Here is a 14,618-nt window from a genome sequence, read left to right as displayed (position 1 = left end):
AGTGACGCGCGTCTAACTATCCCGTATTTTTCAATATAAACAACTGGTTGCTCTGCGTTTTCTTTTGAAATGTATCTCACTTTGTATCCATTCTGTATCCCATTTTCGAACCTCTGAATTCGATGCCGCATCTTTGGGTCCAACCCTGCACTGGCGCACTCCCCTTCGTAATACTACGGAGTGCTCGTTTATCGCTTTCAAGTACGCTCCCTGTGAATGCTCAGTCACCGAGCGCCATCAGTACTGATAGACCAGACATGGCTATGTATTTGAGAGGCAATGACGGGTCAGGTTCCGACGCGGTAACAGCGCACTTCCGCGCTGAAGTGATCGATTTTCTCGACCGTGAGCTAACACCGGAAATGCGCATGGCAGGCCGCGCAACGACGGGCCTTAAATCAGCCCGCGACGCTTGTAAGGAATGGGCTGAGAAGCTGTATCACCGCGGTTGGGCTGCCCCACTTTGGCCAACGGCATTTGGCGGCGCTGGATGGAACGACGCACAGAGGCTGTACTTTGAAAATGCCTGCGCAGAACGCGACGCACCGATTGTTCAATCATCTGGAGTCCGTACGATCGGACCGCTGATCATTTCAGAAGGCACACCGGAACAACAAGCTCGCTACCTGCCTAAAATCCTCAGCGGAGATCATGAATGGTGCCAGGGCTTTTCCGAACCGCAAGCCGGTTCTGATTTGTGCGCGCTTACGCTGCGGGCGAACCTTGACGGCGATTACTTCGTTCTGAGCGGCAGCAAGATCTGGACAAGCTTTGCCAGCTACGCAACTCACATGTTTCTCCTCGCCAGAAGCGACCAGGAAAGCCTTGGAGGCGCCGGCTTGGTATTCCTTCTCGTAGAGCTCGACCGGCCGGGCATCAGCATAAGACCGATCCGATTTATCGATGGCGAAGCGGAGACGAATGAGGTCTTTTTCGATCAGGTCAGAACCCCTGTAAACGACCGCATCGGTGACATAGGGGATGGCTGGAGCACCGCGAAGCGTCTTATGGCTATAGCCAGATCCAACAATACAACCACTGGCCTGATACGCCGGGCGCTGCGCGCTGCCCTCAGATCGGTCAGGTCGGTACCGGATCCTGATCCTGCCTTGCTGTTGCGGTTGTCAGACTACTCCATGCGTATTGATGCATTTGAAATGCTGGAGAACAGGATCGGTTCGAGCGACATCCCCATCAACGCTGGCGCGGCTAGTTCTATGCTGAAACTCATTGCCACCGAGCTTCATCAAGCCATCACAGAAGTCGGACTTGACGGTGACCCCGATGGGGACTTTGCGCTCGCCAAATACTTCGCCACTCGCGCCGCCAGCATCTACTCGGGCACCAGCGAAATTCATCGCAATATCCTGTATCGCTCTCTGGTTTAGAGTAAGTTGCCCTGCATGCATTGGCGAAATAGCTGAAACATCAGTGCCGGATCATTGGCAAATGGCCGTCAGCAGACGAAAAGCTAAGCCGGATCATCTCCTCACCGCGAGTCCTGAGGCATCTCAACTCGTCATCCCGGCGAGCAACGAGAAACTCCGTTGCAATTCCAAGCATGAGACCGAGGAGCAGGACAGAGTCCTCCTCACTGTTGCGTTGCGCATCGATGGAACCGTCGCGAAGGCCTGACGTGATCAAAGCCTTCAACTCATCCAGGAGTTCGGATCTCGCTATCGCCACCTCGCTGCGCAGCGCCTGGAGATCCTGCGGGTGGTGCAGCACAACCTGGAAGAAAGCCGCCATCTCAAGATTCAAAGATATGCCCTCAAGATGAACAGAGACATGTTCGATCAACGCGTCGAGCCCGGTCGGATTGTCGGTAGTCCGCGCCTCCCAGAAATTCCGGCGATGGAGCCGCAGATGACGAACAGCCGCGACCAGCAGCCCTTCTCTCGAGCCAAATCGCTGGTAAGCCTGCGCCCTGCTGTACCCGGCAAGGCGTCCCACCTCTTCGCATGTCAGCCGTTGCAGGCCTTCCTTGAGGGCCACCTGGCAAGCAGCAGACAGGAGTTGAGTTTCCGACAGAAGTCGCCTTTCTGACTGTGACATCTTTACTCTGTACACTGCGTTACTCCGATCTCTCTCGATGGGATGCTAAGTTTCAGAAAAGGCAGGGACCAGCACTTCCTACTTGGATGACAGGCACGGCGGCCCATCATCCGGCATTCGTCTCGCCGCAGCTTTCCTGACCATTCATTCGCGCAACATGCCACACCCTTCAAAAGTGACGCATACGTCATTTTCCGTATTTAGTTGAGATTCTTCTTCGATAATCTCTGTTCAACGGAGCCCGACAGAGAAAGCTCCGGGATCAGGGAGAAACACAGATGAAGGTAAAACTCGTCTCCGGGCCACCAACAGAGCCGCGGACATTTGAAGACCCCGGAGAACTTGCCGACCGGCTTACACCGGAGGACGTCGAAATCGTCCGTGAAATATTTAACACACCGCTGACTGGGTCCTACAATTGGGATTATGAAAGCGCCAACGCCAAGATCCGGCGCCTTTACGAGCTGGGAAAGCGCTTCAACTGGAATGCGGAGCTCGATGTCGACTGGGAGGTTCCCTTCGACAAGTCCAAAGGCCCTTCGCAGGCCGGGCTTAATCCTCTTCATGACCATCCGGTCTATCAGGCAATGAGCGAAGAGCAGCGGAACGAATATGCCTGGCGCTCTCTGGCTCAGGTTCTGTCCCAGTTTCTCCACGGCGAGCAGGGCGCCATGATGGTCGCCTCGCAACTCGTGTCGTGTGCGCCGACCTATGATGCAAAGCTTTACGCTGCCTCACAGACCTTCGATGAAGCCCGGCATGTGGAGGTTTTTAACAAGTACCTGCGAACGCGTTGCCGGGTCGAATACCCCGTCAATCCTAGCCTCAAGCTTCTTCTGGACAAGATTCTTACAGACCCCCGCTGGGACCTCAAATTCATCGGTATGCAGGTGCTGATTGAGGGCCTCGCCCTTGCGGCATTCCAGACCATGTCGCAGACAACCCGGGATCCGCTATTGCGGCAGATCCTGCATCTCGTGATGCGTGACGAAGGCCGGCATGTTGCGTTCGGGGTCAACTATCTTGAAGACTGGATCAAGGCGCTCCCGGAGGAGCAAATCGAGGAGCGCGCCCAATTCGCGTTCGAAGCCTGCGCAATCATGCGGGAGAGGCTGTTCTCAACCATCGTCGAGGAGGAGTTCGGGTTTGACCGGGAAGAAGCCCGGCGCGCATCGATCGATTCCGCAGGAGGGCAGGCATTCCGAAACTTCCTCTTTGAGCGGATGATTCCCAATCTCAAACGGGTCGGCCTCCTGACTGATAGTGTGAAGCCCAAATTCGAGGCGCTTGGCGTTCTGCATTATGAAAACGCTGCCACAGATGCGGAGATCGACTGGAACTCCCTCGAACGCCCGCTCGACACGGGTCCCATTTCGGTCGCTGCTGAATAAATAAGGCAATAGACTAACAACTTGGGCCGTCACTTCGGCCTGGAAAGTGAGGACACGAAAGAAAGTTCAGATGAGCGAAGATGCTGGCAGGCCTTGCCCGGGCCGCCAGCAGGCTCCGCCATGGCATTGCATAGCTTACCCAAGGGCTTTCGGGAGGCAGAAGAACCTCCCTGCCCGCAGTTCAAAGACGCTATAAGGCCAGACGGCGCAACATAAGCGAGAATGGCCGCTTTTTATTTTGCTGATAGTTGTGCGCAGTGCATACGTAGATCTGACATTCGTACGGCGGGTGTTCCCGATGGGCATCAAAGCTCCAGCCGGATGATATCCTCGGGCGTATTGATGTTCGCAAACACATCTACTTGGCCGTCGGGCCAGCAAACGTCGATGGCCTCGCAGGCATCCAGGGCACCAGCCAGGCTGCGACGCCCTGACCCGGCATAAGTCGTCACGCACAATAAAGTGTCCACGGGCCAAATCGCACATGTCGGATGGCGCTGCCCGTTTGACGCCGCGACCGCCGGCTTCGCAGCATCCAGAGAGGCATGCTTCAATTCTGAGAGTAGGTCTTCGGGCAGAAAAGGTGCATCACATGGCAGGGTGAGCAAGAGATCAAGGTTTGTACTGGAGGCCCATGCGAGCGCTGAAAGCAGGCCGGCCAGAGGCCCCTCAATCTCAGGCTGGTCCAGTATCTGACCGAATGTATTGGCAGCTACCTGCCCGTGCTTCCGCACACAGATGATTGCCGGTACGCCCCAAGCTGAGACACGATCAAGCACGGGATCAATCAACCGGCGACCTCGAAAATGCCGTTCCGGCTTCCTGCCGCCCATCCGTGTTCCCTGCCCGCCTGCGAGAATGGCGACTCCGACTCTATCCATCCGGAAACCAGGCCTTCGCTGAAAGACGGTCAACATCCTTGGGACGTTCGATTGTGAGGTCCAGATCGCGCAGCAGACCGTCCCGGATGGAATAAATCCATCCATGGACTGCTATCTTCTGACCACGCCGCCAGGCATCCGTCACAAACGGATTGCGACCGAGATATTCGACCTGCGCCCGGACATTGTGCTCACAGGCGACATTCACCCTGGTATCAAAATCAGAAATCTTATCGAGGTGACCGGCGTGTCTGTGCGCAAGATCAGAAACTGGCTGAAGCCAGTGGTCGATCAGGCCCCGACGTTCGGTATCGAGGGCAGCCCGGACACCGCCACACCCATAATGCCCGCAAACGATGATATGGCGCACTCTCAGAACTTCGACGGAATACTGAAGGACAGCAAGAAAATTGATGTCGCGCGGCGGCGCCAGATTCGCGATGTTTCGGTGGACGAAGAGTTCGCCCGGGTCGAGCCCGACAATTTCGTTGGCAGGTACACGGCTATCGCTGCACCCGATCCAGAGATATTCCGGCGCCTGCTGTGCAGAGAGCCGGCGGAAGAATCCAGGGTCTGCCCGAACTCTCGCGCTCGCCCAGTTCATATTGTTGTTAAGCAGTGTTCCGATCATGAGGCATCCGCAAACGGATCGTTGAGGCCACGGCGCGCAGCGAGTCTGCGCGCAAGATTATCCAAGTCTTCCACAGTCAGGCGATGCCGCGCAATCGGAAGAACAACTGCATTTTCAACCGCGATATGACGCTTCTGCTGAAAGCAGAATGGTTCAATAACCTGCACAGCGTTTTTGTAGCAGGCAAGTCCTCTCTGTTCAGCAAGGGCAGTCGCCACGATTTGTTTCACGGCGGCGGCTTCACTCATGTCATTCGCATGCTCAGCCGACAGCATGCCCAGTACCTTCCCGATCTGGTCATCAGGCTCGCAGCGCCGGCGCAGCAATGGAAAAAGATCATCTTCCTCGTCGATAACATGCAAAGGCAGGTCCTCATCGAGAAAGCGGTAGATTTCGCGCAAAGCAGGCTCATCGAACACGACCGACTGCATTGCCGAAAGCAGCCGGGCGCATAGATCGCGATGACGGTAGTGTTCTGCAAAGAACCAGATCAGCGGCTCCTGCAGAAGGTCGGCCGGGATCGGTTCGATCGGCTGGAATTTCCCTGTGCTACCCATGACCTGCATCCTTTTCTTCAGCGGCCGCCGGCTACCCGTTTCTAATTCTGATGAGCGTGTGTGTTGCGTGCTGCGAGGGCAGCTGATGGGATATGATCAGGTCGAGGCAGTCCGAGAACGGCGCCTGGCTGTCGCGCAACCGGGAAATAAGCTGCGTCCAGGCTTCGTCATTGGCCTTTGAAAGGAACGTCCCGATCACTCTGCTCAGGCACTCAGTTGGCGCTGCGTTTTCTCTGGAGGCTGCAGCATCAAGGCGCCCACGGGCAGCCTCGCTGAGGGCACCATATGCCATCTGCACATCTGACAGTGCCTTGCCGAGCAATCCGTCAGCCCGAGCGACGATACCGTTGCGGTCGTCCAGACGCCCATTGTCCGACAGGCAGAGCCCGGGATTGGCGGCGGACTCAGCAAGGAGCCGGTCTACATACAAGGCAGCCGATTTTGTCCACGCCCTCGCCTCAAGCTGGAGCGCGATGTGCGGGCGCACATAGTCGAACGGCAGTCGTTCCCCATCGGATCGGTGGTCAAGGCGAAGCACATGCCAGCCATGCTCGGTTGCGACCGGCTCGGCTCTTATTGTCCCCTCTTCCATATTGGTAAGCGCCGTCCAGATAGGAGGCAGGACATCTCCTGGACGAAGCTGACCGAGACTGCCGCCTTCAGATGCCGACGGGCAGGCCGACCTGCTTGCCGCCATCCTCGCAAATCCCGACGGGTTTGCCTGCAGGTCAGCAATCAATGCTCGGGCCTTCTCGCGCGCCGCACGGTACGCTTCCTCGCTCGCATCCGCAGGAGGGACGAGGATGTGAGACGCTTCCAAAAGCGGCGGCGACCTGAATCCCTCCGGATTGCCATCATAGACTGCGCGCACGGCCTCATCGGCAGCAGGATCCGCATCGACCTCTTCATTCAACACGGCGCGGATGAGCGCTTCCTCCGGTGTCTCCTCCTGACCTTCGGAGTTACGCTCGGGTTCAGCAACGAGATCAAGTTCCCGGCCCCGCGCCAGAAGGACCGCTTTGGCTGCGAGCGCCCGCCCAGCAAGGGCCCGCGCCTGCGACAGCGTAGGGGCCCGGTGGTGCTGAAGCTCTGTCGCCAGGAGGGATTCAGGAACTTCTACGCCAAAGAAGACGGCCGCCTGCGGGCTCATGAGACTCTCCGTGCTGCTGTTGCGGCTGCGTTGGCCTTGTCTGCATGGATGTCGCGGCGTGTGCGGACCAGCTGCCAGCCACGGCGCCCCATATACCAGACCGGCGCGGACAACATGTGGACTAGGCGGGTGAATGGAAAGACAAGAAATATAGTCAGCCCAAGGATCAGGTGTGCTTTGAAGATCCAGTGGACATCGGCGACATAGTTGGCAGCGCCCGGCCGGAATGTGAAGATGCCCTGAGCCCACGACATGAACTTCACCATTTCCGATCCATCAAGGTGCTGCGCCGACAAAGGAATCGTTGAGAGGCCGAGCGCCAGCTGCGCAGTCAGAAGCGCCAGGATCGCCGTATCCCCAAAGCGCGAAGTCGCACGGATCCGCGCATCGAACAGGCGCCGATGAAGGAGGATCAACGCTCCGAGAATAGCGAGGACGCCGGCGATCCCGCCGGCCACGATGGCGAGCACCTGCTTGGCACCATGGCTGATACCTACCGCGTCAAAGACCTGGATAGGCGTCAGAAGGCCGACGAAGTGCCCTCCGAAGATCACCAGCACGCCGACATGGAAAAGCACGGAGCCGAGCATCAGCTGTTTGCGCCGCAGGAGCTGCGAGGAGCCAGACCGCCATGTATAGGGTTCCCGGTCGAAGCGAAGCACCGATCCGATCGCGAGAACGGCAAGCGCGACATAGGGGTAGTAGCCAAACATGGCCTGGTCGAACCAGCCCGCGCTGACAAGGGTAACTGCGTGTTCCTGAGCCATGTCTGGCCTCCTCTGTTTGGTTGGCTACAAGCGCGTTTCCAGCGCCAGCCAGAATTTTGTCCGATCTGCTGGACCGGTATCGGCACCCCGGAATGCTGCTCCCTTCACTTCCAGGGTCAGCCAGTCATTCACCGGCAGCCGGAAGACCGCATCGATTTCCGATCCGTAGGAAAGACGGCCATTGTCACTCTCGAAGTCATGATAGATCACCGCCCAGCTCGCGGGCTTGGCGTGATCGATCACTTTCAGCCCGCCGCGCTTCAGTCCGATGCTGAGGTCACGGATGCCTGTTGCCGGTGTCGTCAGGAAAACGTCAGCCCACCCCTGAAAGGCATGAAGCGTCGCGAGGGGCGTTGCAAAGCCCTCCCCTGCGACCCCTTCGAGAACTTCGAGCCCTCCGAAGACAGCAAGGTCGTCCCGCGCAAAGCTCGCACCATAGGATTGATAGCCAAGGTCTTGGGCGGGTCCCCGGTCATTGTATGCGCCCTGCTGGGCAAACCGCGCATTGAGGTCGAACGTGCCCGACTGAAATTCCCAGCTATCCGACCAGGCCATAGCCAGCGTCTGCCCGGAGGCAGGCGCAGACTCGTCAAAATTCAGGAACAGCCCCGTTGCGATAAACTTTCCGAATGACGTATTGGTTTGCAGGCGGAAGACGTGGGAGTCACTCTCATACTCACCCGCAGCGCTCTCATCTCCAAAGATGCGGTGCACTTTGTCGATGTAAACATAGTCAGCCGTCACCGTCCCCGTGGGAAAAAGCCCGAACCTGACCGCGTCGAAGGTCTGTTCATTCTGACGGAAGCCGACATTGCCGATGAAACGCGCATCGTCAAAGATCACTCGCTGGCGCCCCAGAACAGAGCTCGCTGTCTTCCCCGTCCAGCTGATCTGAAGCCGGTTAAGTTCCAGGGCCTCCGGGTCCGGGATCACGGCTTTCCCGGGACGATTGTCGACTGTATCAGAGAAGTCGTCGTGGAGGTGTCCGACGGCTTCGCCTTCAATGAGCGCGCCCCAGCCATCCCCACTGTTTGCTTCAAAACCAAAGCGTCCCGCCACGGTCAGTCCCGTAGTCTTATCAGTCCCGTCCTGATCGACCTGTTCAGCGCGCAGCCGCAGATCGAGAATGGGTTTGAAACCGGCGTCTGCGCCCTGTGCTTCGGCTGGCTGGAGGAGCGCCAGCGCTGCGAGGCTCGTTAGCCAGACTGCTGATCCGGGATTGCTCATTGCCGCGTGCCCTGCATCGTGTTGAGCATGGCCTGAGCCTTCGGGCAGCCATCACTCTCCGTTTCAGGACCGAATGTGACAGCCTCTTCTTCCCAGGCCTTATCAATAGCGTCGAGGTCGTTAGGATCATCATCCTGAATCGCGAGCAGATCAGCCACGGCGGCACGATCGGCCGGGCGGTCCGAAATCTCTATCAAAGCGGAAAAGACTGCCCGGTAGGGGCTCTGCCGCTTCTTCAGACGTTCCGCGATCGCTTCAAGTACATGTGCTGCCTCGCCGATCAGGGATGCTGCCTCTGCATCAGGAAGGATAGAGAGGAACTCGAGAAAGACAGGCAGATAATCTGGAAGGTCGCTGACCTCCATTTCGAGACCATGAGCCCGATAGAGCTCAACAAGTCCGACCATGGCCGGTCCCCGCTCCCGGCTTTCGCCATGAACATGTTCATACAGGTGAAGCGACACGCTCCGGGTCCGGTCGAACAGTTCGACATAGGCTGCCTGAGCCTCATAGAGTTCACTGTCCTCGATATGCCCGGCAAGTTTGCCGAGCGCACTGACAATTCGGTCAGGCACAAGCCCCTCTTTCCGGACAATTTCCACACAAAGGCTCGCTTCGGTCTGAAGTTGCGGTTCGGGATACGACAATAGGCGCGAAAGCGCCCGATAGGTCATGGCCATCGTTCACATCTCCATAGGTGTTTTGGTTTTGGCACGCGGACGCTTGTCCTTACCGAACAGACCGAGTTCGGTGCGCCCGCCTGAGCAATCATTGCCGAATGTAAAGCCACAATCCCCCCGAAGGCCGTAAGCATCTTCGCTTGTTTCGCGGTGTGTCGTCGGAATAACGAAGCGGTCCTCATAATTGGCGATCGCCATGTAGCGATACATCTCGTCAATCTGACGGGCTGTCAGACCGACGCGTTCCGCCGTCGGATGGTCGATCACGCCCTCCACGGTCTTGGCGCGCATATACTTGCGCATTGCCATCATCCGTTCGAGCGCCACAACAACGGGCTCCTCCTTGCCGGCGGTCAGCAGATTGGCAAGGTAGCGCACCGGAATGCGCATCGAGGCGACGTCCGGCATTTCCGCATCGGTCTCGAGGGCCCCGGCTGCGACTGCCGACTGGATCGGAGAGAGCGGTGGCACATACCAGACCATGGGGAGGGTCCGGTATTCCGGGTGCAGCGGAAAGGCGACCTTCCATTCCATGGCCATCTTGTAGACCGGGCTCGCCTGAGCCGCCTTGATCCAGGCTTCTGGTACACCGTCAGCGCGGGCTTGCTCAATCACTTTCGGGTCATTCGGGTCAAGAAACACGTCAAGCTGCGCCTGATAGAGATCCTGCTCATTGGGGGTGCTGGCGGCTGCTTCTATCCGGTCGGCGTCATAGAGGAGGACGCCAAGATAGCGAATGCGACCCACACAGGTTTCAGAGCAGACCGTCGGCTGGCCGACTTCCATACGCGGATAGCAGAAGGTGCATTTTTCCGACTTCCCGCTCTCCCAATTGTAATAGACTTTCTTGTACGGGCAGGCCGAGACGCACATCCGCCAGCCGCGGCACTTGTCCTGATCAATCAGGACGATGCCGTCTTCCTCGCGCTTATAGATCGCGCCTGACGGGCACGCCGCAACGCAAGTCGGGTTGAGGCAATGCTCGCACAGGCGCGGCAGGTACATCATGAAGGTTTCTTCAAAGGCGCCATAAATCGCCTTCTCGACGCCTTCGAAATTATAGTCTGCGCTACGGTGCTCGAATTCCCCGCCAAGGATTTCCTCCCAGTTCGGACCCCATTCGATCTTTTCCATCCGCTCGCCGGTAATCTTTGAACGTGGCCGCGCGGTCGGAAACGCTTTCATCTCCGGCGCGGTCTGAAGGTGGGCATAGTCGAAATCGAACGGCTCATAATAGTCGTCGATCTCGGGCAGGTCCGGATTGGCGAAGATCTTCGCCAGAATGCGCCATTTGGCGCCCATTCTGGGTTCTATGCGGCCATTCTTCTTGCGCCGCCAGCCACCATTCCAGCGCTTCTGGTTTTCCCAATCCTTCGGATACCCGATGCCCGGCTTGGTTTCGACATTGTTGAACCACGCGTATTCAACGCCCTCCCGGCTGGTCCAGACATTCTTGCAGGTCACTGAGCAGGTATGGCAACCAATACATTTGTCGAGGTTCAGGACCATACCGATTTGTGCACGGATTTTCATTGTACGCCCTCCTTTTGAGCGGCGGGGGTATCGAGCCAGTCGACCTTGTTCATCTTCCTCAGAATGATGAACTCGTCCCGGTTCGATCCGACCGTGCCGTAATAGTTGAAGCCATAGGCAAGCTGTGCGTAGCCGCCAATCATGTGTGTGGGTTTGAGAATTGCGCGGGTGACGGAATTGTGGATACCGCCCCGCTTGCCAGTTATCTCCGAACCCGGCGTGTTCACGATTTTCTCCTGCGCATGATACATGAACATCGTTCCTTCACGGATCCGCTGGGAGACAACCGCCCGGGCTGTCAGAGCGCCGTTTGCGTTGAAGACCTCGACCCAGTCATTGTCGATGATCCCGGCACGCTTCGCGTCGGTCTCGGACACCCAGACGACCGGCCCGCCGCGGTTCAGCGTCAGCATCAGGAGGTTGTCAGTATAGGTCGAGTGGATGCCCCATTTCTGGTGGGGCGTGATGAAGTTGAGCGTGATCTCGGGATTGCCGTTTGGCTTGTCGCCCTTCACGTGCAGCGTCTTCAGGTCGACCGGCGGCTTGTAGACCACCAGCGTCTCACCAAACGCCCGCATCCAGTCATGATCCTGGTAGAGCTGCTGACGTCCGGTCAGCGTGCGCCATGGAATCAGTTCGTGGACGTTTGTGTAACCGGCATTGTAGCTCACATGCTCGCTTTCGATCCCTGACCAGATTGGCGAGGTGATGATCTTGCGCGGCTGGGCGACGATGTCGCGGAAGCGGATCTTCTCGTCCTCCTTCGGCCTTGCGAGGTGTGTGTGCTCGCGCCCGGTCTGCACTTCCAGTGCTTCCCACGCTTTGACCGCCACTTCTCCATTCGTCTCCGGCGCGAGCATCAGGATGGTCTCGCAGGCGTCGATGTCCGTCACGATCTTTGGACGGCCCTTAGCGACGGTTTCGTCAAGCACCGTGCCGTTCAGCGAGGCAAGCTTCTCGACCTCATGCTGAGTATTCCAGGCCATCCCCTTGCCGCCATTGCCGAGCTTGTCCATGAGCGGGCCGAGCGACGTAAACTTCGCATAGATCTGGCTATAGTCGCGCTCAACAGCGACAACCGTAGGCATGGTCTTGCCCGGGATTGGTTCGCATTCCCTCTTGTACCAGTCCTTGACGCCATGGGTCTGCGCCATTTCGCCAGGGCTGTCATGCTGGATCGGGAAGAGGACGACATCGGTCTCGACGCCAAGCACTTCAGGGGCCACCTCGGAGAAGGTTTTGGCGAGCCCTTTGAAGATTTCCCAATCAGTGCGGCTTTCCCATGCCGGGTCCACCGCAGCTCCCAGCGGGTGGATGAAGGGGTGCATGTCGGAGGTATTGAGATCATTCTTTTCATACCATGTGGCCGTCGGCAGAACGATGTCGGAATAGACCGCTGTGGTGGACATGCGGAAATCGATGCAAACGAGCAGGTCGAGCTTTCCGCGCGGCGCCTGGTCATGCCAGGCCACATCGCGCGGCTTGTCATGGCCCATTTCGCCAAGATCCTTGCCCTGGATGCCATGATCGGTGCCGAGCAGGTGCTTGAGGAAATATTCGTGCCCCTTGCCGGAAGAGCCAAGCAGGTTGGAGCGCCAGACAAACATGTTGCGCGGCCAGTTATGCGGATCGTCCGGGTCCATGCAGGACATTTCCAACTCACCGGATTTGAGCGCCGCGGCGACATAGTCCTTCGGCTCCTGCCCGGCGGCCTTGGCCTTCGCGGCCACTTCCAGAGGGTTGGTCTTCAGCGCCGGGGCCGATGGCAACCAGCCCATACGCTCGGCCTTGGCATTATAGTCGATGAAGCTACCCGCCCAGTCACCCGCTTCGGCGGTTGGAGACAGGATCTCATCGACCGGAACCGTTTCATAACGCCACTGATCTGTATGCGCATAGAAAAAGGAAGTCGAATTCTGCTGGCGCGGCGGACGTACCCAGTCGGTCGCAAAGGCAAGCGGCGCCCACCCCGTCTGGGGACGGAGCTTCTCTTGCCCCACATAATGGGACCAGCCGCCGCCGGACTGTCCGATGCACCCGCACAGGATGAGCATGTTCATCACCGCGCGGTAGTTCATGTCCATATGGTACCAGTGGTTCATCCCTGCGCCGATGATGATCATCGACTTACCCCTGGTCTTCTCTGCGTTGGTGGCAAAACCACGGGCCGTGGCAATGATGTTCGCGCGTGGCACAGTGGTGATGGCCTCAGCCCAGGCCGGCGTGTAGGGCTCCATGTCATCATAGGAACTGGCGAGATGCTCGCCGCCATAGCCCTGATCGACGCCATAATTAGCCATCAGGAGGTCATAGACACAGGCGACCAGTGTCTCTGTGCCGTCTGCGAGTTTCATCCTTCTGACGGGGACATTGCGCGTCAGGACACTCGGATGATCTGTGGAGGCAAAGCCGTTCGAGGCGGTATTGGCGAAATACGGGAAGCGGACCTTGGCCACCTCGTCCTCGGCCCCCTTCAGGCCGAGCCGGAGCTTCGTGTCAGCTCCGCCGCTTTCCCTCTCCTCGAGGTTCCATTTGCCCTTGTCGCCCCAACGGAACCCGATAGAGCCGTTCGGCACCACGACCTTGCCGGTTGTCTCGTCGATCGCAACGGTCTTCCAGTCTGGATTGGCGTCCTCGCCAAGGGACTTGTCGAAATCGGAGGCGCGCAAAAGGCGCTCGGGCACATAGCCGTCTTCCTGCGGCACGAGGCGAACGAGCAGCGGCAGGTCGGTGTACTGGCGCACATAGTCACGGAAATACGGGACTTCTCGGTCACGGTGATATTCCGTCAGAATGACGTGACCGAAAGCCATCCCGAGCGCTGCATCGGTGCCCTGCTTGGCCGCGAGCCAGAGGTCGGAGAATTTAGAAGCTTCCGAATAATCCGGGCAGATCACGACTGATTTGACGCCCTTATAGCGGGCTTCGGTGTAAAAGTGCGCATCCGGCGTGCGCGTCTGGGGCACATTCGAGCCCCAAAGGATCAGGAAATTGGAATTGTACCAGTCAGCGCTTTCGGCAACGTCGGTCTGCTCGCCCCAGGTCTGCGGGCTCGCAGGGGGCAGGTCGCAATACCAGTCATAGAAGGAGCCAGTCACCCCGCCGATGAGCTGGAGATAGCGCGCACCGGCTGCGTACGAAACCATCGACATCGCCGGAATGGGCGAGAAGCCGAACACGCGGTCCGGGCCCCATTGCTTGACCGTGTGCGCGTTGGCTGCGGCAATGATTTCATTCACCTCATCCCAGCGGGCCCGGACGAACCCGCCCATGCCGCGGCGCGTCACATAGTCTGCGCGCTTGGCCGGATCATCCTGAATGGATTTCCAGGCCGCCACGGGCTGCATAGTCTTGCGGGCTTGCCGCCAGGCTTTCAGAAGCCGGGCCCGGATCAGCGGATATTTAACCCGGTTAGCTGAATAGAGATACCAGCTGTAGCTTGCGCCCCTCGAGCATCCCCGCGGTTCATGGTTTGGCAGATCGTCTCGCGTCCGGGGATAATCAGTCTGCTGGGTCTCCCAGGTAACGATGCCGCCTTTGACATAAATCTTCCAGGAGCACGAGCCGGTGCAGTTCACGCCGTGCGTTGAGCGCACGATCTTGTCGTGGCGCCAGCGGTTCCGGTACGCCTCTTCCCAAGTACGGTCCTCATCATTGAGAACGCCGTGTCCGCCGGAAAAGGTCTCAGTCTGCCGCCGGAAGAAAGTCAGTCTGTCGAGTGTATGGCTCATGGAAAAGGTTCCTTT

At 58.3% G+C, this 14,618-nt stretch carries 12 protein-coding genes; 2 read left to right on the top strand and 10 right to left on the bottom strand.

Going from position 1 to position 14,618, the window contains the following annotated elements; translation table 11 throughout:
* The first annotated feature begins 257 nt into the window (after positions 1-257).
* Positions 258-1,388 carry an acyl-CoA dehydrogenase family protein gene (locus tag HNE_RS07765; protein WP_225907951.1) on the top strand — a complete coding sequence of 377 codons (1,131 nt, stop codon included), beginning with the start codon at positions 258-260 and terminating at the stop codon, positions 1,386-1,388.
* Positions 1,389-1,428: 40 nt separating this feature from the next.
* Here the strand turns inward: HNE_RS07765 and HNE_RS17920 are convergent, their stop codons facing one another.
* Complete coding sequence (locus HNE_RS17920; protein ID WP_011646580.1) at positions 1,429-2,055, bottom strand: TetR/AcrR family transcriptional regulator; 627 nt, start codon at positions 2,053-2,055, stop codon at positions 1,429-1,431.
* Positions 2,056-2,333: 278 nt separating this feature from the next.
* On the opposite strand from HNE_RS17920, the gene HNE_RS07755 reads away from it, so the two are divergent.
* Positions 2,334-3,446 (top strand): ferritin-like domain-containing protein, encoded by a 1,113-nt coding sequence (locus tag HNE_RS07755; RefSeq protein WP_011646579.1) that lies wholly within the window; start codon positions 2,334-2,336, stop codon positions 3,444-3,446.
* A gap of 305 nt (positions 3,447-3,751) precedes the next feature.
* On the opposite strand, the gene HNE_RS07750 is transcribed toward HNE_RS07755, so the two are convergent.
* Genes HNE_RS07750 through HNE_RS07710 form a run of 9 tightly spaced genes read right to left on the bottom strand, consistent with a single transcriptional unit; the run spans position 3,752 to position 14,603 of the window.
* On the bottom strand, positions 3,752-4,327 hold the full coding sequence (locus tag HNE_RS07750; RefSeq protein WP_267878708.1) for a molybdenum cofactor guanylyltransferase: 576 nt from the start codon (positions 4,325-4,327) through the stop codon (positions 3,752-3,754).
* On the bottom strand, positions 4,320-4,958 hold the full coding sequence (gene can, locus HNE_RS07745) for a carbonate dehydratase (RefSeq protein WP_011646578.1): 639 nt from the start codon (positions 4,956-4,958) through the stop codon (positions 4,320-4,322). Before can ends, HNE_RS07750 begins: the two co-directional genes overlap by 8 nt.
* On the bottom strand, positions 4,955-5,515 hold the full coding sequence (locus HNE_RS07740; protein WP_011646577.1) for a hemerythrin domain-containing protein: 561 nt from the start codon (positions 5,513-5,515) through the stop codon (positions 4,955-4,957). The genes can and HNE_RS07740 overlap by 4 nt, the downstream gene beginning before the upstream one ends.
* Before the next feature lie 31 nt (positions 5,516-5,546).
* Positions 5,547-6,665, bottom strand: a complete 1,119-nt coding sequence (locus tag HNE_RS07735) for a peptidylprolyl isomerase (protein ID WP_011646576.1) — start codon at positions 6,663-6,665, stop codon at positions 5,547-5,549.
* Complete coding sequence (gene narI, locus HNE_RS07730) at positions 6,662-7,432, bottom strand: respiratory nitrate reductase subunit gamma (protein WP_011646575.1); 771 nt, start codon at positions 7,430-7,432, stop codon at positions 6,662-6,664. The genes HNE_RS07735 and narI overlap by 4 nt, the downstream gene beginning before the upstream one ends.
* Positions 7,433-7,456: 24 nt before the next feature.
* On the bottom strand, positions 7,457-8,659 hold the full coding sequence (locus tag HNE_RS07725) for a hypothetical protein (RefSeq protein WP_011646574.1): 1,203 nt from the start codon (positions 8,657-8,659) through the stop codon (positions 7,457-7,459).
* Complete coding sequence (gene narJ / locus HNE_RS07720) at positions 8,656-9,339, bottom strand: nitrate reductase molybdenum cofactor assembly chaperone (protein WP_035591605.1); 684 nt, start codon at positions 9,337-9,339, stop codon at positions 8,656-8,658. Before narJ ends, HNE_RS07725 begins: the two co-directional genes overlap by 4 nt.
* Before the next feature lie 3 nt (positions 9,340-9,342).
* Positions 9,343-10,872: a nitrate reductase subunit beta gene (gene narH, locus HNE_RS07715; protein ID WP_011646572.1), complete on the bottom strand. Its 1,530-nt coding sequence runs from the start codon at positions 10,870-10,872 to the stop codon at positions 9,343-9,345.
* Complete coding sequence (locus HNE_RS07710) at positions 10,869-14,603, bottom strand: nitrate reductase subunit alpha (protein WP_011646571.1); 3,735 nt, start codon at positions 14,601-14,603, stop codon at positions 10,869-10,871. Before HNE_RS07710 ends, narH begins: the two co-directional genes overlap by 4 nt.
* Positions 14,604-14,618 lie beyond the last annotated feature (15 nt).

The sequence above is a fragment of the Hyphomonas neptunium ATCC 15444 genome (genome assembly GCF_000013025.1).
In the GTDB taxonomy this organism is placed as follows: domain Bacteria; phylum Pseudomonadota; class Alphaproteobacteria; order Caulobacterales; family Hyphomonadaceae; genus Hyphomonas; species Hyphomonas neptunia.
The sequence above is the reverse complement of the archived record's forward strand: the minus strand, read 5'-3'. Positions and strand labels throughout refer to the sequence as shown.